Genomic DNA, 26,626 nt, shown 5'->3' with positions numbered 1-26,626 from the left:
ACAATACCTTAGACTTTAAACTGAGATAATTCATCCACCAACTTACTGGTGACTCGCAGCACATCATCCGAAATTTGGTGCGTTTCTCCTGACAACCGCTCGCCATCCAATGTTCTGTCATTTAAATCGGTCAGATTACTGCTAATCTCTGTAGATACTGCATTTTGCTGCTGAGTCGCATGAGCGGTTTGCTCTGAAAGCTCCGTCACTTTCACCGCACTTTGTGCAATTAACTCTAATAGCTCCGTTGCCTTCGTAAAACTTTCTACTGCAACATCAACATACTGCTTACCATCTTCAATGGTCTTTTGTGAGTCCTCTACGCTATGTGAGAATGCTTCCAACATCTTCTGAATATCATTAGTACTGTCTTGTGTTCGAGTGGCCAGTGACCTAACCTCGTCAGCTACCACTGCAAATCCACGACCTTGTTCACCTGCTCTTGCCGCTTCAATTGCCGCGTTGAGCGCTAATAAATTGGTTTGCTCAGCGATCCCGCGAATAACATCGAGCACTTGCGTAATGTTTTCAGAGTTTTTTTGTAAAGCTAACGAGCTGGAGAGTGCCGTTTCCATATTATCAGCAAGATGAGTGATTTTTTGTTTTGAATCTGCCAACACCGTTTTACCTTGTGCCGCGTAGCGATGTGAAGCTTCAGCCTCTTTCAATGAGTTTTCTGCCACCGACGAGACTTCTTGGCTTGAGTGACTTAGCTGATGTACCGCGCTAACAATGGTATGTGATGACTTACCAAGCGAGTCGATTAAGTCATGGCACTGTGTAGCATAATGACTGAGTTTTGACGACAAACTCGACAGCTCACCACCATCTTTCACAAGTGCTGTAATCATCGCCTGTAAACTTTCGAGAAAATGATTAAAGTTTAGCGACAGCTTTGCAAACTCATCATTTCCTTTGATTTCAATACGACCAGTTAAGTCTCCGTCCCCAGAGGCAATTTCAGAGATCCTATCCGACACAAAATTTATCTGCTTTGCTAGCTGACGAGGGATCCGATAAGCAATCCAACAAGCAATACCAAGTAGGAGCAAGGCACCAACGCCAAGTCCCCACTTTATCTGAGTAACCTCAGAAACGACTACCGCACGACTTGCAGCAGATTTTCCATCGGCTAATTCACCAGCTTTATCAAGCACATCACGAACTGCACCAAATAACTTAGCCGACTCAGTTTGAAGCGCTTTATCAGTCGGTGTTTTAATACTCGCCACCGTCACGCGATACCAACTTTGAAAGTCCGCATTAAAAGTTGCAAAACTACCAAGCTCACTCTGGTGGAGTGACATAAACTGAAGATACTTTTGATAGCGCTGTTTCACCTGCTCGGCGTTTTCTTCAAAATCCGCCCACTTATCTTCACCCGCTAATAATTTAAGGTAGGCTTCTTGAGCTTGATAAAAGTCTCTATCCGCATTGAGTACCACTGACACGGCTTTTAAATAGTTTTCAGTTTGGATCTCAAGTGCCGATTGCACTTTATTGAGCAACACTGAAAAACCAAAAAACACAAATAGCAGCACGATCGTCAACATAGCCGTTGGCAATGAACTTTTGACTCGAATACTATGTAAATCCATCTTCATACACCTCAAATAAGAGATAGTAAAAGCCTAGACCATATAAAGATTTATAGACAAATAATCTTCACCCATTCAAAATGACAACAAAATAATCACATTTCATTATTTGTTTTACAACAACACTTCTTTGTATTATTTTTAAGCAGATCACGCTATCTGTTTCGTGATAACAGACTTAATAAATCTATAAAAAGGATATTGAAAATGAAAATAAAGCTTCAAAAAAAGCAGCTAAAAAAGCTAACTCAAGATAACAAACTACCTCAGGAAGCAACGCCTCAAGTAGCTGGAGGTGATTATACGAGAGTTTACGGATGTCAGGACACGATGAAATGTGCATCTCGCCAAGACAACTCAGCTTGTTGCAATCACTCTGATCTTGCTAGCTGCCAAATCGGATTTACCTGCGTTTGCTAAATCTATTCACTTTTTAACAGCGGGTTTCCATAACCCGCGTATAGGTTGTTGCTCACGGTGTGAGTATTAAGATCAATTCCAATTTAAGAAGTGCATCAAACAACAGCAACACTCAGGCTTTGAATTATAAAAAGTGGATGATTTATTTCTCTGTATATATCGAAAAAACTGACTATCCATTGAGGGGATTTTAGGTAACTAAACTAAAAGGTTGATTGCAGGAGCCATTAACTTATGAAGAGTGAACCGACGAGTTTCGGAGTAATTCTTTAGATTGTGCAGTCCAATTAAAAATTGGTTGCGGGAGCCGGATTTGAACCGACGACCTTCGGGTTATGAGCCCGACGAGCTACCAGGCTGCTCCATCCCGCGCCTGTATATTTTTGTGAATCTATTCTTCGTCGGGGACCGACGACCTTCGATTCTTTCCAGGTTTAGCGAGTCCGGCGAATGATTTATCATTCTGCTCCATCCCGCGCCTGTATTTGTACTTAATTTTAAGTCTTGTACTTGAGACTTTATACATCCAACTGATGTTGGTTGCGGGAGCCGGATTTGAACCGACGACCTTCGGGTTATGAGCCCGACGAGCTACCAGGCTGCTCCATCCCGCGCCTGTATATTTTTGTGAATCTATTCTTCGTCGGGGACCGACGACCTTCGATTCTTTCCAGGTTTAGCGAGTCCGGCGAATGATTTATCATTCTGCTCCATCCCGCGCCTGTATATTTTTGTGAATCTATTCTTCGTCGGGGACCGACGACCTTCGATTCTTTCCAGGTTTAGCGAGTCCGACGAATGATTTATCATTCTGCTCCATCCCGCGCCTGTATATTTTTGTGAATCTATTCTTCGTCGGGGACCGACGACCTTCGATTCTTTCCAGGTTTAGCGAGTCCGGCGAATGATTTATCATTCTGCTCCATCCCGCGCCTGTATATTTTTGTGAATCTATTCTTCGTCGGGGACCGACGACCTTCGATTCTTTCCAGGTTTAGCGAGTCCGGCGAATGATTTATCATTCTGCTCCATCCCGCGCCTGTATATTTTTGTGAATCTATTCTTCGTCGGGGACCGACGACCTTCGATTCTTTCCAGGTTTAGCGAGTCCGCCCGACGAGCTACCAGGCTGCTCCATCCCGCGCCTGTATATTTTTGTGAATCTATGCTTCGTCGGGGACCGACGACCTTCGATTCTTTCCAGGTTTAGCGAGCTCGACGAATGATTTATCATTCTGCTCCATCCCGCGCCTGTATATTCTTAAAAAGGACTTCCTTTTCAAGAGGCCGCTATAATAATGGATTAAAATTTTATTGCAAGGGATTTAATGCTTAAAACAATTCAAGTGCGCAAAAATCCCACAACCTTCAACTTAAGCCGTTATTTATTCTATCGTTCGATGATGTGGACTGATCAACTTTTGCCATTGCCAATCGGGATGCCCCATAACAATAAAGTCTGGGTTTTCGGTAGTTTCTCGTCGATTGTAGGTCAACGGGTTAAACTCAGCATCGGTAATACAACCCCCGGCTTCTTCCACGATGATTTGTGACGCGCCAGTATCCCACTCTCCCGTTGGTCCTACTCGTAAAAAACAATCCGCCTTACCTTCTGCGATAATGCAGGCTTTTAATGAACATGACCCAAGTGCAACAGTGTCGAACTGACTATTTAAGTACTGGCTTACCGCTTCAAGCTTTTGTCTACGGCTTACAGCCAATGTCAGCGTTTCTCTTGGCGAGACGAAAATACGTTTACTTTCGCCTGAGTCACTACGTTTAAACGCACCTTCATCTTTGCTGGCGTAATATGTCAGCCCTTGAGATGGCCAGTAAATGACGCCTAACACAGGATGATTATTTTCGATGAGTGCAATATTGACGGCAAAGTCACCGCTTTCAAGAATAAACTCCCCAGTGCCATCCATAGGATCGAGTAACCAGTAGCGCTGCCAACTTTGTCGCTCACTCAATGGTGGAATTGGTGTTTCCTCAGACATTACCGGAATGTCAGGTGCTATTTCAGCAAGACCCGCCATTAAGATCTCATTAGATGCTAAATCAGCTGCAGTGACAGGAGTGTGGTCAGACTTTTCTTTTTTACCAATATCATCGGCTTGATAAATTGCCATAATGACTTCACCGGCACGTTTAGCCAGTGCGATGCAAGGCTCTAAATAGGACTGCAATTTACGCCTCCAGATTCAAATGTGCTTTTAATAACAGTAGTGCCGCGACACTTCTTGCTTCAGTAAAGTCCTCTTGATGTAACAGATCATATAATTTATCTAGCGGCCACTTCACTACTACCAGTGGTTCTGGTTCATCACCTTCAAGCTGTTCAGGGTAAAGTTCACTAGCGACCAAAATATGCATTTTGGCATTAAAGTAACTCGGTGCCAGTGACACTACTTTGAGTTCAGAGAAAGCATTTGCACCAAAACCCACTTCTTCTTTTAGCTCTCGGTTACCCGCTTCCACCGGGGTTTCGCCAGGGTCAATTAGCCCTTTGGGAAAGCCGAGTTGATAGTCATGTGTTCCTGCACAGTATTCTCTCACTAATAATAGCTCATTATCAGCAGTTATGGGCACGATCATTACTGCGCCACGGCCACCGCCACGGACTCTTTCGTATTCTCGTTGCTCGCCATTCGAAAAAGATAACGAAAGTGCTTCTACCGTGAACAATTTGCTTTTAGCCACGACGTCGCAAGCTAAAATTTCTGGTGGTGTGGGATGCTTTTTATGTGACATAGATCATTATTTGCTATCATGGCGAATAACCTAATCATAAAGCCTTTGAAGTTAAATGCCTATGCTAAATTGGTCAAATATCGATACCGTTTTGTTAGATATGGATGGCACATTACTCGACCTCCATTTTGATAATCACTTTTTTCTCGACGTCGTGCCTAAGGCACACGCAAAACGTCAAGGCTTAACCCTTGAGGCTGCAAGGGCCGACATCCTCGCCCGTTATGACGCGGTAATGGGCCAGATAGAATGGTATTGCCTAGATTATTGGCAGGAGCAACTACAGCTGCCCATTATGGAGCTTAAACGTGAAGTACAACACTTGATCTCAATTCGTGAGGATGTACCAGCGTTTTTAGAGGCCTTAAGAAAGAGTGGAAAACAGCTTATCTTGTTGACCAACGCTCACCCAAACAGTCTAAGTTTGAAAATTGAGCGTACCCAATTCGATAAGTATCTCGACAAATTGGTTTCAACCCATGAATATGGCGTAAGTAAGGAAAGTCAGATATTGTGGCAACAGGTAGAGCGTGATTTGGGCTTCGATAAGTCCCGCACTTTATTTGTGGACGATAGCATTAGCGTGTTAAATGCTGCGAAAGAGTTTGGTATTGGGCATTTGCTTGCCGTTGCTAATCCTGATAGTCGGCAACCAGAGCGAGAGATCACTGAATATCTTTCAGTCTCCGATTACCGTACCTTGCTACCTATTATAGATTAAGCTGGGTAGCGAGCTTTTAAGCCGTCGTACACGTGTGTTTTAAAGTCTGGGTGCGCTGTATCTAGACTTTTCACCACTTCGACTAAGTGTTCGTTATCTTCTTGGCCATTCCATACCTTGATATAAGAACCATCTTTATAGCCATGGTCTTGACGGAAGAAGTTAAGCGTGTTTTTACCGACATATCCACGGTATAGGTCATCAATAGACATCCCGATTTGCTGCATACATCCCGCAAACGCATGGGCATCAAATTCGCGTTTGGTCACAGCCGCACTTGCAAGCAATTCAAGGGTTTCCTTGAAGTCTTCTGCGGTAGTCGGCTTTGCCAATTCAGCTTCTAACTGAGTCGCTAGTTGCTCAAATGACGTTTCGCCATCGATACGTAAAGACAAGCCAAAATGAAAAATATCCACTAGCTCTAAAATCACTTGCTCAGTATCTGGCGTTTGCTTTTTCCACCATTTCCAACCGTAGTGATCTAGCATTTCTGCACACTCAACCCAAATTGCGCGGTACCATTCAAACCCTTGTTCAAACCATTGTTGGTGTACTTTGGTGTTCATGGCATGTTGCATTTCTAGCATAACCACAAGCTTAGTGATGTTTGCAGACATTGTGCTCTCTCTTCATGGAAATCAATTACGAGCGATATCATACCGAAGTGAAAGATTTTCGCCAGCGCTTAGGTCTTCTGAGTCGATATCAACTTGAAACCCTAGGAACTTTTTATGCGTCATTTTATTTTATCGCTCGCTTTGGTTTGCTCAGCCTTTGTCAGCGCAGCTGAAATCACCAATATCGCCGCAGCACCTGAGCAAGTGAGCCCACTCCTTCCCGGCATTGATGCCCCTGCATTACAACTCAAAGATAAGTCAGGTAAAACTGTCGACCTCGCGACACGCTATAAAGAAAATATCACCGTACTGGTGGTTTATCGTGGTGGCTGGTGTCCATACTGTTCAAGACAGCTCGCGGGGATCCAAGAAATTGAACCACAGCTTGTTAAAATGGGAGCACAAATTATTGCTATCGCACCAGACTCACCTGAGGCGCTGGCAAAAAGTACAATTGAATCCCCTCACTACCAACTGTTGTCTGATAACGAAATGCGGATGAGCCAAGCGTTAGGTCTCGCCTATTTCCTAGATGATAAAACAGCCCTTGCTTATCGCAACAAATTGGGCGTAAATTTTGTTGATTTTGAGGGGAACGATAAAGTTGCCTTGCCGGTGCCGGCGGTATTTGTAGTCGATAAGAAGGGCTTGATCCAATTTCAATATGCAAACCCAAATTACAAAGTGAGATTGGATGAAAGTGTGCTACTAGCTGCGGTAAAAGCAGCGAGTCAACTATAGGAAAAGCACATAAAAATGGAGTCCGAAGACTCCATTTTTAGCGATTTTCTAACCGGTTATAATCAAATAAGCCATATTCAACGCCACGTGTTTGCTTGGCAATATCGTGGATCAAATCACTGTAACGCCAAAACTCTGGGTGAGTCCTGCGGATCCCATATTGCGCTCGTAGCGCTCGGTAATCCGACTCACTATTCATGTAGCTAAATGATGAGACGAAGTCCTCTTGTGCTGCCTCGCTTTCTAAATACCAAATTGCCTCTGGGTAATCTCCGATAAAGCCTGGCACAATCGTCGCAGTGTCTTCTGTATAAGCTCTTTGCCCTTCTTCATTTAACAAACTGGAGATGTTGTAGTGGGCATTATGGTGTAATAGCGAGAACGCTTGATGTGAACCGTCGCTTTGTTTAGTAATAATAAACGAGACCTGAGGAAGCAAATTAATCGCCCTAACGGACATGCTATTGAGTGCCTGCAGTGGCTTGCCTACGGCTTGATAGTCATAATCCCTATTTAGAACGGGTTTAAGCACAGCATGCAGTTTGTCATAAAGCTCTTGCTTTGGATCGTCCGTTTCGTATTTTATCCCCGTTGGCGCACCGATTAGTGATTTGCGATTGATAAACTCACTTAAACTCAAGTGTGACTTACGATACCAATAGCGTTTAATTTCCTGACGATGACTAAGTGGCAGTAAATTTAAAAAGTTTTGCTCACCTTCAAGCCTCAAGAAGTCCATATATAAGCGTGTGATCAGCTGATGACCAATGTTGCCATACACGTCAAAACCCGCCACCAGCAAGTAGTGAATGCGCTCGAACAAAGCATAGTCTAATACCCAAGCTGTTTTGGGAGGCTGACCAATAAAACCTTTAACCACCGTTGCGCTATCAAAATGACGGAAGATAGTTAATGCTGCATTCGGGTTTTCCCCCTCACCACGCCAAATCAAGTCCATATTGAGGCGCTGCCCATCGGCAAACATCTTATCTGCAAGCTCAGTTTTAGCACGTAAGTAATCTTGCTGCTTAGTGGCGTATTTAGCCCAACTGGAAAGCGGTAACGCATTACTTTGCTCAGCCGCAGGTAGCACCAAATCTTCATCATGTTTAAGCAGCAGCTGGTTCACCGCTTCATTACTATTTTTTTCAGGATCAACAAACGCCACCCAAAAATGGTCGTTAATGACGTTAAGCGCTATTTGACCTCGGCATACAGGGCCTTTGATAAAGCCTTTTACAATTAACTCGGCCTCATCCAGCATAAATTGATAACGAGAATTGACCGGAATATCTTTGAATACCTTAAATGGGTTTGCTGCAAGCTCTGGCTCATAACCTGGCAGTTCATCCACGCGATAATCCGCTGCATAAAATTGCTGATGTAACCGTGATAGCTTAGCGTCGTTCAATGCCAGTGGCATGTGAGTTTTTGACAAAATAGTACTGCGCACTTGCATCAATCGATAATACACCCTATCGATCTTAGGATCGTCAAACGGACGCACCGAGCTCACCAGCGCGATTGGCTGACCGGGCGGTGTGCTTGAGCGTACCAATTGGAAAAACGCAGGATCATCCAGATGAGGGAAGTGGATATGGGCTAAATACCAATGCTCAAATATATAACGCGCGGCAAGGCGGTGTTTATTCGAGTCCTGATTAAGAAATTGTTCCCACTTCTTCACTTCTTTTTGTGCTGCAACACTTGGCTTCGCAATCTGGCTCATTTTACTGCCACTTTGCAGCCATGCTTCCAAGGTTTTGAATTCATCCTGCGTGAGCGCTGGTAAGCCGTAGGGCATACCCGCATGAGGCTGTTGTTTCGCAAGGGTAGAAAATTCATCCATGGTTGGGCAAGACTGCGTTCTATCTAAAGAGAAATCAAACTCTTTACCCAAGATGCCTTGCTCAGGAAAACGATGAGACATTTTTAACAGCAAACTATTATAAAGCACACTTCCAGCTAGGTTGCTGTATTCAGATTGATTGCGCTCATTCAGCACTGGGGTAAAACCACGCTCACGCCACTGTGTCGTAGTTTGGGCGTCAAACAACAGCCGGGTTGGTGTTTGAGCTAACAACCGCGTGCCGTCATACACTAATTCCTTCGACAATCCCCTATCTATTCCTTCTGGAGATGACAGTTTGAGCTGGCAAGGTGCATCATAACAACCATGACAAACCACACAACGCGACTCCAAAATGGGCTTCACGCTTTGTAAGTAACGTGCACCGCCTTGGTGATATTGTTCGATTCGTGCTTGGGGTTGCTCTGGTCCAAACATATCATCATATTTAGACACACCCAAAGCCACACATCCAGAAAGCACGGCGACAACCACCGCACAAAACAGTACACGTTTAGACATTTACTCGCCCTCGTCGTCATCCAGCCCAAGATCAAAAGTCGGCATCATTTCTACTGGAGGCGAGACAAATAATGCATCGCTACTGGTGCTCAGCACAGCACTGAGAATAGGCCCGCGATTAATGAGCAATTGCAACTGATGCTCTGCCCCTATCAACTCAGTCACTGTCGTACTAATGTTGTTGAGCGCATAGTCATCAATATGCAAGCTAATATTCTCATCTTCTTTTGGGTTTTGGCACAAATGAGCAAGGAGGTTCTCACTCAACATCACTGATACTTCAGCATCTGGAGAGTCGATATCACGATTCTCGATGTTGTCGTCTAACAAAAAAAGCGGCAGTGACAATGGGGTATCTTGTTGTAATTCCATCAAAGGTTACCATCTGAGTATTTGCTTTATATTAGCACAGTTAGATGGCTGATGGCTGAAAAGGGGGCGACGATGCGCCCAGCTTGATTACCAAGGAAGCGTGTCGCCATTGGAGTGCCAAAAACCACCACTGTTTTCGATAGTTAGGTGTTCAATTCTCTTAATTAAACGTTCCGCCGCAACATCTGGACCAATATCACCTGCAAATCCCACCATCTGCGTTTGTACAAAGCCTGGATGGAATAGTCCAACAGCGATATCTTGGTTTTTCAGCTCGTGAGCCATACTCACACTCGCCGCGTTTAATGCTGCTTTCGACATTCTATAACCAATGTAACCACCAGAACCATTATCTGCAATCGAACCCATACGACTTGTGATCATGGCAACTTTACTACCTGTTTTGAGGTTATCGAGCAGTGCATGAGTAACTCGAATTGGTCCTAACGCATTAACGTTAAATTGGTGGTCGATATTTTCAAAATCCATTTCCGCTAGCGTTTCATTATGAAATACCCCAGCGTTATTAATAAGAATGTCTATCTTCTTCGAGCCCAATGCCGCCAATAACTTTTTCGCACCATTTTCTGTCGCAACATCGATATCTTCAATGATATCCACGCCTAGAGATTCTAGTTCTGCCGATGCTTTGCGAACAACCGCAGTTACTTTGCAGCCTAGAGATAAGTATTGTTTACAAAACTCTAATCCGATCCCACGGTTAGCACCGGTCACTAAAACATGTAGTGTCATATCCTTCTCCTCACGATTTTTATGCTCAAACTATTACAATTGGTATGAGTTTACTAAACTCAAGGTCAATCTCGACTGAATTCATTTTTATGATGTACTTTTTCACTTTCTGACAACTTTGCTACAGTTATAACTCTGACAACCGTAAGGATATGTTGTGAAACTCGCACTTAGCACCCTCTTGCTTCTCTTTATCCACAAGGCGGCGTTCGCCTACCAAATCAATGTCAGTGAGCTGGTCGCTTATCAGCTTGGCCAACAGCAAATCGCGCAACTCATGCAAAAGATATACGCACCTTTGGATATCACCCCCACACTCGTCGTGTTACCCAGTGAGCGCGGATTAGAATATGTAGATCAAGGGTTTTATGATGCGGAAGCAGGACGCACTAGCGCTATTGCAAATGCCTATCCTAACTTATACCAATTGCACTAAGTCTCCAATCAATTTTAAGGGTGAAATACCATATTAACGTCGTTAAAAATTTCTCATTTAGAACAACTAAATAGCAAAATTTTTGCCTAGCTACTAAAGCTATTTCTCCGCTTCAAATAGCTCATTTACCTAATACAATTGGTATTACTGCAAATACCCGAACCACTTGTAACCGTGCAAATGGCGGTGTTTTGTCTCAAGAAGGAACATTGTACTTTGTCGACCCAGCAAGACTATGTGGTAATACAAGGCAGTTTAATAACGGAGCAAGTTTGTCAGCGTAAGAAGTTGACCTGTAATGCGGTTTCTAACGACGTTTCTGCGTTTCAAGCGCTTGAAAAAGGTCATGTAGAACAAATTTTAGCTGATGACTTATTTGCGCTTGGTGCGCTATGTCAGTCAGGACTCGCCGCGGTTCATGTGCGTAGACTACGAGATGCGAGTTATCCTATTTATCACTATATCAATCGCAAACACCAAGAACTACTGCCGAAATTAACTGCGTCTATCAAGCAGCTAAATAGCAGTGGCGAGCGCGATATTATCTTTAGTAAACTCTCAGGTCACTTTGCCACTTGCCATGGCAAAGTGATTGAATTAGAAATACATTAAGTTGAAATATCATCCATGGCAGATTCTATGATAGAGAATACCGCCCCTTGAGGGTCGGTTATCACGCTAAAGCGACCTACTTCTGGTATATCTGTCGGCGGTACACAAATTTCTCCGCCAAGCTTTTGGGCAAATTCAGCTTTACTATCGCAGTCCAATACCGCAATGTAAATCATCCAGTGCGGAGGAATGTCTTCACCCCACTCTGTCGTCATTTCTAACATGCCGGCGACAGGTTGCTCATTTACTTTGAATAAGGTGTAGTCCATATTTCCCATGTCTTTAACTTCGATTTGCCACCCAAATAATGCTGAATAAAAGTCACGACTTTTGGCACTGTTTTTACTCACTAGCTCAAACCAATAAGGGGTATTCGCTTCAAGGTGACGTTGCGTCCCAATATGACCACCCTCTTGCCACAACGCAAAAACCGCTCCACCAGGCTCCTTTAACATTACCATCCGCCCTGCTCCTGGGACATCATGAGGGCCAGCAAGCACTTCAGCACCTAGTTCGTTGGCTTTGTTTAGACATTCATCGACATTGTCTACCGCCACATAAGCAAGCCAGTGACTAGGCATGCCTCCTTGTTGTTGCTCAGCGGTCATCTGATACATAGCAGCGACATCATCGGCTTCTTTTTGCAACATGGTGTAATAACAATCTTCACCGATGGGTTGGTCAAGAATTTGCCAATCAAATAGTTGGCTATAGAAGGGTTTTGCTGACTGCCAGTCGCTTGAACACAATTCAATCCAACAAAAATAACCGGGTCTAAATTCACTAATTATTGCCATGGGGATCACCTGTCAATCAAAGTCTAATGAATATAGCAGCAATCAGCCGATAAGAAAGCACAGTCAAAAAATGGCTTATTTTTCAATTTGCCCATACTTAGGTGAGCGCACGCCATAAAGCAAACCATTGCTTGAGTCCGCTGATAATAATCTCTGTGATGCTTGCTGTGAAACTTCGAATCCTTTATCTGAAGTGCTTTCAATCACCTGATTAAGTACCGCGCCAATCAATGCTCCAGCCAAACTGTTATCACGGTCATCTCTGTCTTCACTACTTGACGCTTTTGACTTACCACGCCAAATTACTTGGCCAGTTTTTAAATCAACCAACCTTGCCGATAGTGCGACTGTAGTATCACTATCTAATACAACGTATGACGTACCATAATCTTGAATCTCTATGTATAAAGCAGCGTCGGCAGCAAAGATTTCATAGAGCTTGTCTATCGCAACATTGTGAACATCCTGAGCCACAGTTAAGCCGTTATTTTTAAAAGTCTCATTGACCAAAGATACAGGAAAAACATAATAGCCAGAGTCTGCAAGTGGCTTTACAACCGTCGCCATAACCCCAAAAGGTGCAACAATTTCATTGGAATTATTGATAGGCGGTAACACCAGTATCGACTTAGGATCGCTTTGGATAAAGGCACTATAATCCTGTTTAGGTGCTGTCGCACAGCCATTCAATAAGGCAAAAGTCAAAAGCACCAAGCTCGCTTTAATCCATTTCATCTTATTCTCCCTGTGCATTTTTTAGTAAAAAGTCGATATATTGTCGAGACTCAGGATACAGTTGTTTTTCCTGTTCAAAATACGCAAACCCTTTGCTGTCATCCCCTTGCATCAAGTATAAGTAACCGAGATGCGCATACATGCCTGGTGCGGGACTGATCTGCTTTACTTCGGCGCGCGCTATGCTTGACTCTAACTGACTGATCTGCTGCTCAAGCGACTGCCCATCACCTCGAAAGAACTCATAGAGGTTACGTTCGTAAGAACCGTAATAATATTGTGGTGTCGTACTCTGACACCCAGACAATATCAATAGTAAAGTCGCCACAAATATCGTTTGCTTCATAATTTACCTGAGGTTTAGATTAGCTGTGGGGATTGCCTATAAAGGCTTCCAATCGCCTTTCTCGATGCCGCTAACCAAGTTATTGACAGCCTCGCGAATGGCTAAATCCAGTACCTTGCCGTTTAGCGTTGAGTCATACCCTGCAGTGCTACCAAAACCAACCACTTCGCGATTAGATAAGCTGTATTCTCCAGCACCTTGCACCGAGTAGACGACTTCTGAACTAGTCACATCAACGATATTCAGATTTACCTTAGCGTAAGCAATTTGCGATTTTCCTTTACCTAGAATGCCGAATAGCTGTTTATCACCTACTTCTTTTCGACCAAACTCGGAAACATCTCCCGTGATCACAAAGTTAGCACCCTTAATACTTTGTTTTGCGCCAGCAAATCCAGCTTCTTGGGCAATCTCTGTCATGTTTTCTCTATCTAAAACAATAAAGCGATTACTCTGCTGTAAATGGGTGGTCAGAATAGTTTTAGCCTGAGAGCCCAAGCGGTCCGGTCCTGAACTAAACACACCATTGTGAAAAGCTGAACGGTTTTGCAATTTACCAACCGCTAACTGGCTTTTTGGGCCAGTGTAAGCTTGATTATATGAGGCCACTTTTGGTGTTTCTACCGTTCTTGATGCTTCCGTTGCGCAACCCGCGGTTAATCCGACAAACGTCAATGCAATTACTGTGGCGAGCGGTTTATTCATTATCATTCTCCTAGAGTCATATGCGTCTGTCTGTGACGCGACGATTCGTTTTGTTAATAACAATGTAGATAAATTTAGCTGACTTTAGTGTTAATTTTTGTTTGGGAAAAATGCAATAACGCTACATCTAGTGAGAATTTTAAAGATAGTGCAAAATCAAACCGAATACAGCACTGAAAAAAGTAGTGCAGACGACTTTTGGAAAGGCCATCAACAAACCTAGAATCCCTTTAGAAACAAACAGTTATGAATTTATAAGTTTGTGATTTGCTTAGTGCTGCACAAAGCACCAAGCAAAATTACTGTTAAAACGCACCATACACTTTCCAACAAATTAGCGTTGGCGCATCACGCCTTCTTGAATAGTCGACGCAACTAACTCACCTTGGCGGTTAAAAAATTGGCCACGTACTAGGCCTCGGCCATTAGACGCGCTCGGACTATCAACGCTATATAAAATCCATTCATCCATTCTAAACGGACGATGGAACCACATCGCGTGGTCTATTGTCGCGACTTGCATATTCGACTGCATAAACGACAAACCATGTGGTTGTAGTGCTGTTGGTAAAAATTCAAAATCAGAGGCATAAGCTAGCAAATAGTTGTGGATCCTTCTGTCGTCCGGCATGTCACCATTGGCTTTAAACCAAACGTTTCTCACCGGATCCTGTTTTTTGGGTTTGAATGGATTTTGAAAGTTTACAGGGCGCATGTCCAGCGGCATTTCTTGCGTAAATTTAGCTCGAAGTGATTCTGGAATGAGGTCCGCATGTTCTTGATAAAAGTGGAGTGATGACTTTAATGTTTCAGGCTCTGGCACATCCGGCATCAAAGATTGATGAGAAACGCCCGGCTCATCCCCTTGGAAAGAGGCAGTCATGTAAAATATCGGCTTACCATATTGAATGGCACTGATCCTACGAGTGCTAAAACTACGACCATCACGAATGTTTTCGACATCGTAGACAATCGGCTTGCTTGCATCACCAGGACGCAAAAAGTAAGAGTGCAGTGAGTTAACAAAGCGCCCTTCTGGTAAGGTGTATTTTGCTGCGGACAACGCCTGCCCCATCACCTGACCTCCAAACACTTGAGGAAAACCAAGGTCTTGGCTTTGACCTCGATATATCCCTTGCTCAATTTCTTCAAGGCTGAGTAAATCCAACAGATTTTGTAACACTTGACTCATGTTGCACTCCGAACGTCTAGTAGAACTGGCGATAGTCGTTATAATGAGATAATACTTTTACCAAATCCAAGTAAGACTCGGACTGGTAGCAAACCAAGTACATTGCTCAAATGAGTATAATACATCATAACTCAAACTATTGGACTAACCCATATGGCTTATTGGCTGTTTAAAACAGAACCCGATGCATTTTCCATTGATGACTTAAAAAACGCGTCTGAGCAGCAAACTTTTTGGGAGGGAATTCGTAATTATCAGGCAAGAAACTTCCTGCGCGACGAGGTTAAGGTGGGTGACTCAGTGTTTGTTTACCACTCAAGCTGTAAAGTCCCTGCGGTTGTCGGTATTGCCAAAGTGGTGAAAGCAGCAGAGCCAGATCCACACCAATTTGACTTAAGCAGTGATTATTATGATGCCAAATCAAGCACCGATAACCCTCGCTGGGTAGGCGTCACGCTAGCATACGAGCAGCACCTACGCCCGGTGACCCTGCAAGCGATAAAAGCCAACACTGCGCTCACCGAACTGGCTCTAAAAAAAGGGGGGCGATTATCCATCATGCCCATTATCGAACCTGAGTGGCAGGTTATTTTAGAGATGTCGGGGCAAAGCTAACGTTTTGCTTTGCCTTTTTGTCGCCCGTGTTTAGGCACAATACTGATATATAGCAGCAAAGCAACCCAAGAAAATAGTAGCGTTCCTATCAGCCAGCCGTTTTTTTCATGCCCTTTGCTGCGCTTGCTTCCTGCAACTAAAGCGACAGGAAGTAAGTAAGCGCACACAACAGCAATCATCAAGAAGAGTTCTTCGAACATAGTGATGACCAGTCAACCTCTGATGCTAGCACCCGTTGCGGTGCAATATAGTGCAAAATATCTCCCCCAGTGATGTTGTAATCCAAAGGTGGGTTTAGATCCATATTTAACGCATTTATATCGTGCGCAACACCGAGCAACGTCGCATCATGATGCTGTTTAAAATAACCAAAAATATCGCCAAAGGTTAAACAGCTTACCTCTGCAGGTAAGGCTAAGCTGAATTGCGTATCGCCGTGCAGCGTCGACAGTAATTCCTCTTGTACTCGGCTTGAGCCTGGGTCTTGCATGGCTCGCACTAAGATTTCCGCAGACATAGATGCGGAGCATTCTACATTTTTACAATGTTCTCTTAAAAGAAGCGCTTTACTATCGTCCAAGAAATGCGCGCTAATATGCGCTTCGGGTTTTACTACCCGGCTAAGCTTTAGCGCGGTGGTAAATGTCTGGTTATCATCATCGCCATCAATGATGATTTTGTCAGCCCGCTCGATGTTAATCCGACTTAACTGTTCGTCATCAGTAAAGCTGGTTAAACGCGCAAATGCGACTTCCGGATAACTCAACAGCGGATGCTCCATGGCCTCAGTGACGGCCAATACGATTTTTCTATCTTCGCGTTTATTGTCACCTAAAATGTAGTCCACCATTTTTTTCGTTCTCACATCATGCCAACCAAAAATTACGATGTGGTTTTGCAAATGTGCAAAGTCTTTTTCCCCTGTCATGCCTCTTCTCACCCAATACGTCACAAATTGTCCAGCTTTTCCCAATAACACACCAAATAGCGCAAGGCCAAATGGGATCTGTATAATGGCAACGACTAAACGGCCAAAATCCGTTGTTGCACTAAAGTCTCCGTAGCCAACAGTTGAAGTCGTCACTACGTAGTAATAAAAGAACGTGCTCAGTGGCAATAATGCCGATTCATTGCTGAGCCATAACAACCCCCAAGTCACCGACATATGAATGAGCGTTGCCATAAATAACAGTTGCCAGCTGGCCTTATCCACATGAGCCCGCATCAAAACAACTAAACGCTTAAAAATTATAGGCATATTGCTTCCCTATCAAATACATACTGCTACCTTACTGCAGATTTTAGCCAAAAAACAACACGACATATCGACTTCTTTGATATAGTCTTAGAAAAGGTTACAAGAAGTAATGAGGGGTTAACATGGCTGGCGTATTGGCCTCAGTAGATCAACGCACACAACTGGTGGGTGAAAATCGCCTTGAGTTGCTATTGTTTCATCTTCATAGCCGCCACTTTTTTGCGCTCAACGTCTTCAAGGTAAAAGAAGTTGTTAAGCTCCCTCATCTTAACAAAATGCCCAATGCACACCCTAAAGTGTGTGGCGTAACCAACATCCGTGGTGAGTCTATTCCGGTTATCGATTTACGACAAGCGATATGCATGCCGCCATGCGACCGAGACAAAGACTGCAACTTAGTGATCACAGAGTACAACCGCTCAGTGCAGGCTTTCTTAGTTGGTAAAGTTGACCAAATCGTCAATACTACGTGGTCCGATATTATGCCAACCCCTAAGTCTGTTGGCCGCAATCACTATCTCACCGCACTGACCAAAATCAAACGTGACGGCGTTGAACACATCGTTGAAATTATCGATGTAGAAAAGGTACTTGCCGAAATCGTCGAATACAAAGTTGAGATCCCGCAAGACATTCTAGATAAAGGTATCATCAACGAGTTTCATGGCCGCAAAATTCTACATGCCGATGACTCGCCGACTGCTCGTCGTCAAGTTGCCGATACCTTGGCACAATTGGGCATAGAAATCATCCCAGCGACTGACGGCCAAGAGGCGCTCAATGTGTTAAAGCACTGGGCCGACGAAGGTATCGACGTACAAAAAGAGTTACTTGCGGTGATCACCGATGCAGAAATGCCGGTTATGGATGGTTATCGACTCACCTATGAAATTCGCAATGACAGTCGCCTGAAAGACCTTTATGTCATTCTCAATACCTCACTCAGTGGCAGCTTTAATCATGCCATGGTCGAAAAAGTGGGTTGTAATGCGTTTCTATCAAAATTCCAGCCCGATTTATTGGTTACAGAGGTACAAAATCGGTTGAAGGACGTTTTGCAAAAATAAACATAAACACTGTATAAAAAACCAGTTTATGTTTCTTTATAAATCATAACGTTACCTTTACTCGGTTAGGTTTGCTTTGCGATATGCTGGGATTTACGGCAGCGACTCGGTATACTTGCCATCATTTGAGCAAATAGGCAAAGCAATGGACGTATCAGAATTACTCGACGGCCTCAACGACAAACAGCGCGATGCAGTCGCCGCACCTCTGCAAAACATGTTAGTGCTCGCAGGTGCGGGGTCAGGTAAAACACGAGTACTTGTTCATCGTATTGCTTGGCTTATGCAAGTTGAGCACGCCTCTGCATTTAGTATTTTCGCGGTAACCTTTACCAATAAGGCAGCCAAAGAAATGCGTGCTCGTGTTGAAGCGACGCTCAATGGCCCTGTTGGTGGCATGTGGATAGGTACTTTCCACGGCCTTGCCCACCGCATGTTACGCGCCCATCACCGTGAAGCCAAATTACCAGAATCATTTCAAATTCTAGACAGCGATGATCAGCAACGGATGATCCGCCGTTTGCTCAAAGCCATGAATATCGATGAGAAAAAGTGGCCACCTAAGCAGTTAAGCTGGTACATCAGCGCGCGTAAAGACGAAGGATTAAGACCCAAAGATATTCAAGCATACGATGTCAATGAACAGCTGATGTTGAATGTATATAGTGCTTACCAAGATGCCTGTGATAGAGCCGGTCTTGTTGATTTTGCCGAGATCCTATTGCGCTGCTACGAGCTATTACAGCAACAACCTACCTTGCTACGTCACTATCAACAACGCTTCCGCCATATGCTAGTGGACGAGTTCCAAGATACCAACAGCATTCAATATTTGTGGCTACGCCTGCTTGCAGGTAGTGACAACAATATTATGATCGTAGGGGATGACGACCAGAGTATTTACGGCTGGCGTGGTGCAAAAATAGAAAACATCAAACGTTTTCTGGACGACTTTAACGCCGAAACCATTCGCCTTGAACAAAATTATCGTTCTACCGCAACCATTCTAAAAGCATCCAACGCGCTCATTGAAAACAACGCGGAACGAATGGGTAAAAGTCTCTGGACTGACGGAAACCAAGGCGAGCCAATTTCAATTTATGCCGCTTTTAATGAACTTGATGAAGCACGCTTTGTGGTTGGCAAAATTAAATCTTGGCTACAGGCTGGCAATGCACTTAGCGACAGCGCCGTACTCTACAGAAACAACGCACAGTCCCGGGTGTTAGAAGAAGCCTTACTTCAAGAAGGGTTAAAATACCGCATTTATGGCGGTATGCGCTTCTTCGAACGCCAAGAGATTAAAGATGCCCTGTCTTACCTTCGTATAATTAGCAATCGTAATGACGACGCGGCATTTGAGCGTGTGATAAACACGCCTGCCCGAGGTATTGGTGATAAAACGTTAAGCCATATTCGCGATTGTGCGCGTCACGAATCACTCTCACTTTGGGATGCAGCCAAAGCCGTACTTGCGCAAAAGCATTTAGCGGGAAGAGCAGCTACGGCGGTGACAAAATTTATTGAATTAGTCGAGCAGCTCGACGATAAAATTGCCGAGCTTGAACTGGCACAACAAGCACAGACAGCCATAGAGCAGTCAGGTCTCATGGCAATGTATCAAGCAGAAAAAGGCGAAAAAGGCCGCGCTCGAGTGGAGAACTTGGAAGAATTGATCAGTGCTTGTGGTCAGTATGAGCTTCCTATCGATGAAGATTTTACTTCACCATTACAAGGCTTTTTAGCCTATACCTCTTTGGAGGCAGGCGAAGGCCAGGCTGACGAGCACGAAGACGCGGTACAAATGATGACGCTGCACTCGGCCAAAGGTCTCGAGTTTCCATTGGTCTTTATGGTTGGGGTCGAAGAAGGCATGTTCCCATCGCAGCAAAGTAATGAAGAGTCGGGCCGCTTGGAAGAAGAGCGCCGTTTGTGCTACGTCGGTATGACGCGTGCCATGGATAAGCTATACATTAGCCACGCAGAAAGTCGCCGCTTGTATGGTCAAGAAAAACATCACAGCCCTTCAAGGTTCTTACGTGAAATTCCTGAAGACTGCATGGAAGAAATCCGGATTAAAACGCAAATCTCTCGTCCGGCTAACTCGGGCCGATTCAGTCCATCAATCAGTCACGCAACCTTTGAAGATAGCGGCTTTAATTTAGGCCAGCGTGTCCTCCATGCCAAATTTGGTGCAGGCACAGTGCTTAACTATGAAGGTGCAGGTGCTCAGTCACGCATCCAAGTCAGCTTTGATGATGTTGGTAGTAAGTGGTTAGTTACCGCCTATGCAAGACTTCAAGCACTCTAATCTGCAACTATTACGTTCTCAGCTTGCCGATGCCCGCCATCGGCAACTCTTGCTTATCACTGGCAGCCAAACTTGGTGTTACACGCAGTGCCAGCAGCTATTAGCAAACTCAAACGATAATCTAATTCTAAGTAGCAGTAAGACATTAGAAAATGCCGTTTGGCCCGAGCATTTACACCAAATACTCGGACAAGAATTTAGCAACCTAGTCTACGACGGCTTTAGTGGGATTGTGCCTAACAAAATCGCAGCGGCCGCGGGCACGGTAAAGGCAGGCGGCTTACTCCTACTGTTACTTCCCGAGTTAGATGAACTCGACCACTGGCTAGACCCAGCAATTACCCGCTGGTGCTCTGAGGGGAAAACGCCCAAACATAGCTACTTTTTAAAAAGGTGGCAGCAACTCTGGCTGCAACAACCAGCTTGGCATATCAGTGAGCACTTTGGGGTTCAACTACCCTCAGCGTATCTTGTTGCAAGTTCAGCGGTTTGTGGTGTTGAGGAGCAACAAAACGTATTGACACAACTCTCCACTGCATTGGAAAACCAGCAAACACCGGTATTGCTGAGCGCTGATAGAGGCAGGGGAAAGAGCGCGCTATTAGGCCTTTTAGCATCAAAGCATCCTACGCAACAATTTGTTATTTGTAGCCGTCACCTTCATGCTCTGCATAGTTGCTTTAGCATGCTTGCTCAAGCACTCAATACCGAGGTTGATGTAAAAATGAAGAAGCTGGCTAATCTCAGCTATGTGGCACCAGATGCGTTACTACAACAAGCCTCTGCACTTGATAGCAATACGGTTATTTTGGTGGATGAGGCAGCCGCCCTGCCAGTTCCATTTTTAATACAAGTCGCTCAACTTGGCTTTCGCTGCATTTTTTCTAGCACCTTAGTTGGTTATGAGGGTAATGGTAGAGGCTACACTTTACGGTTTAAACGCTACTTAGAATCACATTACCCAAGTTATCTTGATTTCACCTTATCGACTCCTATTCGCTATGCATCGAATGATCCACTGGAGCAGCAGATCAGGGATTTATTTGTACTCGAGTGTAAAGCGACATCACCCATACTCACTTCACCAACCACAATGCGTGCTATTTCCCAGAGTGAGTTGATAGAAAATAGCTCGTTACTTGAGCAAGTTTTTTCATTGCTCGTATTAGCGCATTATCAAACCAGCGTGGATGATTTAAGGCAATTGTTAGATGCACCCGATCTGCACTTACAAGGTGCATTTTGCAATAACGAGCTTGTAGGAATTTGTCTTGCTGTCATCGAAGGCGGACTCGCTTCAGATCTCGCAGAAGATATTCTAGCAGGAAAGCGAAGACCTGCAGGCCATCTCATGGCGCAGCAACTAACAACAAGCTTTGGTGATAGCCGGTTTGTCACCACAAAAAGCGCAAGAGTCGTTAGAATAGCCGTGCACCCGGATGTACAACAGCATGGAATTGGCCGCCGCCTACTGGCGTCCTTTGAAACCGCATTACCTGAAGATATCAGTTACATAGGAACCAGTTTTGGCCTTACAGCGCCATTGCTTTCGTTTTGGTCACAACAGCACTATCAGCCAGTTAAACTGGGATTCAAGCAAGATAAGGCCAGTGGCGAGTATGCGCTTTTGATGTTCAAAAAAGTCCGAGGCGACTTAGACAACACCTATACTCGAATGTTTAAACAAGCTTTTTTCTATCAGTTGCGCTCGCACTATCAACAACTCGATACTGAGGTGGTTACCGCGCTGTTAGCGACCTTACCCTTCGAACAAATAACTAACGAGCAGCGGGGTTACATACACTATTTACGTAACAGCAACCCGGTTGAGCAACAAGTATGTCCTTTTTTATGGCAGCTGATCACAACCGATCCTCGATTACTTAAAAACTTAACTAAAGTTTCCAAAGCATTAGTAATTCGTCTAATATTACAGCAACATTCGACCCAAGTCGTAATTAATCTGCTTGGATTATCTGGTAAAAAGGCCCTCACCACAACGCTAAGAGAGACAGTGCAGCAAGTATATGAGTATTTTCGGTGTTAAGTTTTTACTATTCGTTTTTGCTTCTGCTGTACTGAATTTTACAGTATCTGCTCAATCTGTGGTGAAAATTGGCATGTCTACTGCCCTTTCAGGGCCCGCAAAAGAGATCGGTCAACAACTTAAAGCGGGTGCCGAACTACACTTTAACTTTTATAATCAGCACAAAGCGAATGGTGCTGCTGCGATTGAGTTGCAGGTATTGGATGATGGTTATGAGCCACACAAAACCGTAACCAATGCGCGTAAGCTCGTTTACGAAAATAAGGTCGATGCATTGTTTGGCGTAATGGGCACCCCCACATCTTATGCCATAAAGCCGATTTTAGAGCACTCTAAGGTTCCCTTTCTTATGCCATATACTGGCGCTGAGTTTCTTCAAGAGCCACATACATTTAATGTCTTCAACCTCCGCACTAGCTACAATAAAGAAGCACAAGATATCATCCGCTACTTTATTGATGAACAAAAGCTAAAGCGGGTGGGTTTACTCATTCAAGCCGATGAATTTGGTCTAACCGTAGAAAAAAGCCTTACTAGAGCGCTTGCGGAACATGGATTAAAACCCGTTGTGATAACGCGTTTTAGACGTAATACCGATGATATTGAACGAGCCCTTGAACAAGCACAGCAGCATAAAATAGAAGGCTTCGCGATGGTAGGCACCTACACGCCACTGTCTAAGTTTATTAATCGTGCCATGGAGGTTGGCCTTGAAACACAATACGCAACGGTTTCATTTGCTTCCTCAAATGAGCTGTTTGCTAGACTCAAAGGCAAACCCAAAGTTTTAGTCACCGAAGTTGTACCCGATCCTGCGATTTGCAAGGGCAAGCTTTGTGATACCTTTCGCGAGGCAGTTCGCAATACCACACTTTCCCATAACGAACAGGTTTTTGAGGGCTATCTCAATGCCTACTTATTGACGACTGCTATCCAGCAATGTGAGCTGCCCATTGATAGCGATTGTCTGCTAAACGCATTACAACAGGAGTTGGAGCACAACTCCGTTATTCGAGAGGTATTTATGCTCCAACCAGCGCAAAAGAAATTGCCAGTTTACCGCTCCTTTTTCTAATAATGTTCTATGCTTAGTTGATACTGACCATATGCGAGGCTGACATGGATTTAATTAACTTTCGCGTCGGGAAAAAAACAATATCACTGCAAATCCTCGATATTCTATTAACTGAACGCTACGAAGAAAATTTAACGGATTTACCCAATGACAACCCCAGCTTTTTGGGCGTTAAAGATTACATGGGCGTACCTACCCCTATTTTTGATTTAGGGATCATATTGAACAAGCGCTCGTCCTACGAAACCAATCAAGAATTGATCAGCATGCTAAAGCAGCGAGAGCAAGATCATAAAGAATGGCTTGTCGCACTCGAAGCAAGCATTTTTAACGATGTCCCCTTCACTAAAGCCAAAGATCCAAAACAATGTGCTTTCGGGCAGTGGTATTATGGCTTCAAAACTGAAAATGACGACCTCAAAGCACTTTTAAAACGCTTTGAAGAACCGCATGCAAAACTACATTCATTAGCAGATAAACTATTAGTGATGTGCGCACAGGGACACAAACAAGAAGCTATAGATACGCTCGCTCGTGAAAAGAGCACCACTTTTAATAAACTCATGCGATTATTTGAATCCGCTCGTGATCAGATCATGCTCGACCATAAACCTATCATCGTCTTTACCACTCAAGATGGCCAAAGTCCGCATATCGGTTTGCTTGTCGATAAGGTAGAAGATAACGTTCACTGTGATGAAAGCGATATTAAATCACTGCAGGAAATGACCAGTATTGGTTTTGAAATAGATGCGCAAACCAAAAAATTGATGAAAGGCTTAGTCAAGATGGGAAAACGCCACAGCGTATTGATTGACCCTAGCGCCATTTTCCGCCCTGAACATTTACAAAATTATGAGCCAGAAGAAACGGAAGAGTACGGCTTATTTTAGAGTTAGCAAATGGAGCACAAAAAAACGCCGCAAAAATTGCGGCGTTTTTTGTATTCTAAGTAACCTGCCTTCAAGATACGTTGTTATCTCAAGTCCAGGTCAACTATTACTTAGCTTGGCGGCTAGCGCGTTTACGCTCGCTTTCAGTCAATAATTTCTTACGAATACGGATGCTTTCAGGCGTTACTTCTACAAGCTCGTCGTCATCGATGAACTCAAGTGCTTGCTCTAAAGACATAACAACAGGTGGCACAAGGTTTTGTGCTTCATCAGTACCAGATGCACGTACGTTGGTTAACTGCTTACCTTTAAGCGCGTTTACCGTTAGGTCGTTATCACGGCTGTGAATACCAATAACCATACCTTCGTACACTTCAACACCGTGACCGATGAATAGGCGACCACGCTCTTGTAGGTTAAATAGTGCGTTTGTTAGCGCTTTACCTGCTGCGTTAGCGATTAGTACACCGTTCTTACGCTGACCGATGTTACCGCCTTTGTGTGGACCGTAATGTGAGAACGTGTGGTACATCAAACCAGAACCAGACGTTAACGTCATAAATTCAGTTTGGAAACCAATTAGACCACGTGCAGGCATCATGAAGTCCATACGCACACGGCCTTTGCCGTCTGGAGACATGTCAGTCATTTCTGCTTTACGCAGACCAAGCTGTTCCATGATAGAACCTTGGTGCTCGTCTTGACAGTCAATTGTCACTGTCTCGTACGGTTCTTCTAGCTGACCATCCACATGGCGCAAGATTACTTCTGGACGAGATACTGCAATCTCGTAGCCTTCACGGCGCATGTTCTCGATAAGAATACCTAAGTGAAGTTCACCACGACCAGATACACGGAAGCTATCTGGGTTATCTGTTTCTTCAACGCGTAATGCAACGTTGTGCACAAGCTCTGCTTCTAGACGCTCAAGGATATTACGAGAAGTTACGTATTTACCTTCTTGGCCTGAGAATGGTGACGTGTTTACAGAGAAAGTCATTGTTACTGTTGGTTCATCAACAGACAGTGGCGGTAGTGCTTCAACGTTATTCTGACAACAGATAGTATCAGAGATTTTCAGCTCACCAAGACCTGTGATTGCGATGATATCACCCGCAGTTGCTTGCTCAACTTCGTGACGATCAAGACCTAAGTAACCAAGTACTTGGCCAACTTTACCGTTACGCGTCTTACCATCAGCACCTACAATAGTCACTTGTTGGTTAGGCTTAACTGAACCGCGTTTAATACGGCCAACACCGATAACACCTACGTATGAGTTGTAATCAAGCTGAGAAATTTGCATCTGGAACGGACCTTCAGGATCCGCGTTAGGCGCTTCAACTTCGTCTACGATAGCTTGGAACATTGGTTCCATATTGTCAGACGGCTCATCTAGGTCAAGTGTTGCCCAACCGTTGATTGCTGATGCGTAGATCACTTTAAAGTCTAGCTGTTCGTCAGTTGCACCTAAGTTATCGAATAGATCAAAAACTTGGTCCATTACCCAATCAGGACGAGCACCCGGCTTGTCGATTTTGTTGATTACAACAATAGGCTTAAGACCCTGAGCAAACGCCTTTTGCGTTACGAAACGCGTTTGAGGCATCGGACCTTCTTGTGCATCAACTAGTAGTAATACTGAGTCAGCCATCGAAAGAACACGTTCTACTTCACCACCGAAGTCGGCGTGTCCTGGAGTATCTACGATATTGATACGGTAGTCGTTCCACTTGATTGCGGTATTTTTTGCAAGGATGGTGATACCACGCTCTCTTTCAAGATCGTTTGAGTCCATCACTCGCTCTTCATTACCACCGCGCTGCTGTAGTGTACCTGATTGCTCAAGTAGCTTGTCTACAAGCGTTGTTTTACCGTGGTCTACGTGCGCGATAATCGCGATATTTCTTAACTTTTCGATGCTCATATTATTACTCAGTGAAGTTGGCCCTCAGTGATCCTAGTCGATCTACGCAAAAATGCGCGTTGAGATTGCCCGATTGAGAATTAAAGGTCGCGTATTATCTACTATTAATGTGACAGATGAAAGTTTATCCAACATTTTTTTCAATAATCCTGATTGGTGCGCGCATAAATCAACAACCTAGTGTGGCTTCAGCACTACTTTTTAAGCTTTTGCAGAGGGTTTGTCATTCCTGCCATATGTGTAAGAATTTCAACGCCAAAAGA

At 44.2% G+C, this 26,626-nt stretch carries 25 protein-coding genes and 2 tRNA genes; 10 read left to right on the top strand and 17 right to left on the bottom strand.

Going from position 1 to position 26,626, the window contains the following annotated elements; genetic code table 11:
- Window positions 1-8: 8 nt before the first annotated feature.
- The 5 genes from A587_RS0122235 to nudE all read right to left on the bottom strand — a co-directional run bounded on the left by A587_RS0122235 (window position 9) and on the right by nudE (window position 4,772).
- Window positions 9-1,598, bottom strand: coding sequence for a methyl-accepting chemotaxis protein (locus A587_RS0122235; protein WP_017219358.1), 1,590 nt, complete (start codon window positions 1,596-1,598; stop codon window positions 9-11).
- Between the two features lie 715 nt (window positions 1,599-2,313).
- Window positions 2,314-2,390: transfer RNA gene (locus tag A587_RS0122225), tRNA-Met, on the bottom strand.
- 165 nt (window positions 2,391-2,555) lie between these two features.
- Window positions 2,556-2,632: transfer RNA gene (locus tag A587_RS0122220), tRNA-Met, on the bottom strand.
- A 771-nt stretch (window positions 2,633-3,403) separates the two neighbouring features.
- Window positions 3,404-4,207: a 3'(2'),5'-bisphosphate nucleotidase CysQ gene (cysQ, locus tag A587_RS0122205; protein WP_017219354.1), complete on the bottom strand. Its 804-nt coding sequence runs from the start codon at window positions 4,205-4,207 to the stop codon at window positions 3,404-3,406.
- A gap of 1 nt (window position 4,208) precedes the next feature.
- A complete protein-coding gene (gene nudE / locus A587_RS0122200) occupies window positions 4,209-4,772 on the bottom strand; it encodes an ADP compounds hydrolase NudE (protein ID WP_017219353.1) in 564 nt (187 codons plus the stop codon).
- Window positions 4,773-4,833: 61 nt separating this feature from the next.
- Between nudE and yrfG the strand changes: the two genes are divergently transcribed.
- Entirely contained in the window at window positions 4,834-5,493 is a 660-nt protein-coding gene (gene yrfG, locus A587_RS0122195; RefSeq protein WP_010374509.1) for a GMP/IMP nucleotidase, read from the top strand.
- On the opposite strand, the gene A587_RS0122190 is transcribed toward yrfG, so the two are convergent.
- Entirely contained in the window at window positions 5,490-6,110 is a 621-nt protein-coding gene (locus A587_RS0122190; protein ID WP_017219351.1) for a dUTP diphosphatase, read from the bottom strand. The genes yrfG and A587_RS0122190 overlap by 4 nt on opposite strands.
- 114 nt (window positions 6,111-6,224) lie before the next feature.
- Between A587_RS0122190 and A587_RS0122185 the strand changes: the two genes are divergently transcribed.
- Complete coding sequence (locus A587_RS0122185) at window positions 6,225-6,851, top strand: peroxiredoxin-like family protein (RefSeq protein ID WP_017219350.1); 627 nt, start codon at window positions 6,225-6,227, stop codon at window positions 6,849-6,851.
- A gap of 37 nt (window positions 6,852-6,888) precedes the next feature.
- Here A587_RS0122185 and A587_RS0122180 read toward each other — a convergent pair whose 3' ends face one another.
- From A587_RS0122180 to A587_RS0122170, 3 genes are all read right to left on the bottom strand, one after another.
- Window positions 6,889-9,222: a fatty acid cis/trans isomerase gene (locus tag A587_RS0122180; protein ID WP_017219349.1), complete on the bottom strand. Its 2,334-nt coding sequence runs from the start codon at window positions 9,220-9,222 to the stop codon at window positions 6,889-6,891.
- Window positions 9,223-9,594 (bottom strand): hypothetical protein, encoded by a 372-nt coding sequence (locus A587_RS0122175; protein WP_010374501.1) that lies wholly within the window; start codon window positions 9,592-9,594, stop codon window positions 9,223-9,225.
- A gap of 87 nt (window positions 9,595-9,681) precedes the next feature.
- Window positions 9,682-10,347: an SDR family oxidoreductase gene (locus tag A587_RS0122170; RefSeq protein ID WP_010374499.1), complete on the bottom strand. Its 666-nt coding sequence runs from the start codon at window positions 10,345-10,347 to the stop codon at window positions 9,682-9,684.
- A gap of 157 nt (window positions 10,348-10,504) precedes the next feature.
- On the opposite strand from A587_RS0122170, the gene A587_RS24290 reads away from it, so the two are divergent.
- Entirely contained in the window at window positions 10,505-10,783 is a 279-nt protein-coding gene (locus tag A587_RS24290; protein ID WP_017219348.1) for a hypothetical protein, read from the top strand.
- Window positions 10,784-10,999: 216 nt separating this feature from the next.
- The gene (locus A587_RS24285; RefSeq protein WP_017219347.1) at window positions 11,000-11,395 is read left to right on the top strand and encodes a transporter substrate-binding domain-containing protein; all 396 of its coding nucleotides are present in this window, start codon (window positions 11,000-11,002) and stop codon (window positions 11,393-11,395) included.
- Here A587_RS24285 and A587_RS0122160 read toward each other — a convergent pair.
- From A587_RS0122160 to tesB, 5 genes are all read right to left on the bottom strand, one after another.
- The gene (locus tag A587_RS0122160; protein WP_017219346.1) at window positions 11,392-12,192 is read right to left on the bottom strand and encodes a VOC family protein; all 801 of its coding nucleotides are present in this window, start codon (window positions 12,190-12,192) and stop codon (window positions 11,392-11,394) included. The two genes, A587_RS24285 and A587_RS0122160, sit on opposite strands and share 4 nt — an antisense overlap.
- Window positions 12,193-12,267: 75 nt before the next feature.
- A complete protein-coding gene (locus A587_RS0122155) occupies window positions 12,268-12,927 on the bottom strand; it encodes a DUF799 domain-containing protein (protein WP_017219345.1) in 660 nt (219 codons plus the stop codon).
- A 1-nt stretch (window position 12,928) separates the two neighbouring features.
- The gene (locus A587_RS0122150) at window positions 12,929-13,273 is read right to left on the bottom strand and encodes a DUF4810 domain-containing protein (RefSeq protein WP_017219344.1); all 345 of its coding nucleotides are present in this window, start codon (window positions 13,271-13,273) and stop codon (window positions 12,929-12,931) included.
- A 36-nt stretch (window positions 13,274-13,309) separates the two neighbouring features.
- Window positions 13,310-13,978, bottom strand: a complete 669-nt coding sequence (locus tag A587_RS0122145) for a CsgG/HfaB family protein (RefSeq protein ID WP_017219343.1) — start codon at window positions 13,976-13,978, stop codon at window positions 13,310-13,312.
- A gap of 334 nt (window positions 13,979-14,312) precedes the next feature.
- The gene (gene tesB / locus A587_RS0122140) at window positions 14,313-15,170 is read right to left on the bottom strand and encodes an acyl-CoA thioesterase II (RefSeq protein ID WP_017219342.1); all 858 of its coding nucleotides are present in this window, start codon (window positions 15,168-15,170) and stop codon (window positions 14,313-14,315) included.
- 153 nt (window positions 15,171-15,323) lie between these two features.
- Here tesB and A587_RS0122135 point away from each other — a divergent pair, with 153 nt between their 5' ends.
- Window positions 15,324-15,785 (top strand): EVE domain-containing protein, encoded by a 462-nt coding sequence (locus tag A587_RS0122135; protein ID WP_017219341.1) that lies wholly within the window; start codon window positions 15,324-15,326, stop codon window positions 15,783-15,785.
- Here A587_RS0122135 and A587_RS0122130 read toward each other — a convergent pair.
- Complete coding sequence (locus tag A587_RS0122130; protein WP_010374482.1) at window positions 15,782-15,964, bottom strand: hypothetical protein; 183 nt, start codon at window positions 15,962-15,964, stop codon at window positions 15,782-15,784. The two genes, A587_RS0122135 and A587_RS0122130, sit on opposite strands and share 4 nt — an antisense overlap.
- Window positions 15,964-17,043 carry a potassium channel family protein gene (locus A587_RS0122125; protein ID WP_017219340.1) on the bottom strand — a complete coding sequence of 360 codons (1,080 nt, stop codon included), beginning with the start codon at window positions 17,041-17,043 and terminating at the stop codon, window positions 15,964-15,966. The genes A587_RS0122130 and A587_RS0122125 overlap by 1 nt, the downstream gene beginning before the upstream one ends.
- A 122-nt stretch (window positions 17,044-17,165) precedes the next feature.
- Between A587_RS0122125 and A587_RS0122120 the strand changes: the two genes are divergently transcribed.
- The 5 genes from A587_RS0122120 (at window position 17,166) to A587_RS0122100 (ending at window position 24,436) form a co-directional block, all read left to right on the top strand.
- Window positions 17,166-18,110: a chemotaxis protein CheV gene (locus A587_RS0122120; RefSeq protein WP_017219339.1), complete on the top strand. Its 945-nt coding sequence runs from the start codon at window positions 17,166-17,168 to the stop codon at window positions 18,108-18,110.
- 145 nt (window positions 18,111-18,255) lie between these two features.
- Window positions 18,256-20,421, top strand: a complete 2,166-nt coding sequence (gene uvrD / locus A587_RS0122115; RefSeq protein ID WP_017219338.1) for a DNA helicase II — start codon at window positions 18,256-18,258, stop codon at window positions 20,419-20,421.
- The gene (locus tag A587_RS0122110; RefSeq protein ID WP_017219337.1) at window positions 20,399-22,468 is read left to right on the top strand and encodes a GNAT family N-acetyltransferase; all 2,070 of its coding nucleotides are present in this window, start codon (window positions 20,399-20,401) and stop codon (window positions 22,466-22,468) included. The genes uvrD and A587_RS0122110 overlap by 23 nt, the downstream gene beginning before the upstream one ends.
- Complete coding sequence (locus A587_RS0122105) at window positions 22,449-23,543, top strand: ABC transporter substrate-binding protein (RefSeq protein WP_017219336.1); 1,095 nt, start codon at window positions 22,449-22,451, stop codon at window positions 23,541-23,543. Before A587_RS0122110 ends, A587_RS0122105 begins: the two co-directional genes overlap by 20 nt.
- A 44-nt stretch (window positions 23,544-23,587) precedes the next feature.
- Complete coding sequence (locus A587_RS0122100) at window positions 23,588-24,436, top strand: CZB domain-containing protein (RefSeq protein WP_017219335.1); 849 nt, start codon at window positions 23,588-23,590, stop codon at window positions 24,434-24,436.
- A 106-nt stretch (window positions 24,437-24,542) separates the two neighbouring features.
- On the opposite strand, the gene typA is transcribed toward A587_RS0122100, so the two are convergent.
- The gene (typA, locus tag A587_RS0122095) at window positions 24,543-26,363 is read right to left on the bottom strand and encodes a translational GTPase TypA (protein ID WP_017219334.1); all 1,821 of its coding nucleotides are present in this window, start codon (window positions 26,361-26,363) and stop codon (window positions 24,543-24,545) included.
- Window positions 26,364-26,626: the final 263 nt, after the last annotated feature.

Source organism: Pseudoalteromonas sp. NJ631 (genome assembly GCF_000276645.1).
Taxonomy (GTDB): domain Bacteria; phylum Pseudomonadota; class Gammaproteobacteria; order Enterobacterales; family Alteromonadaceae; genus Pseudoalteromonas; species Pseudoalteromonas piscicida.
This window is presented reverse-complemented; position numbering and strand designations above follow the sequence as displayed.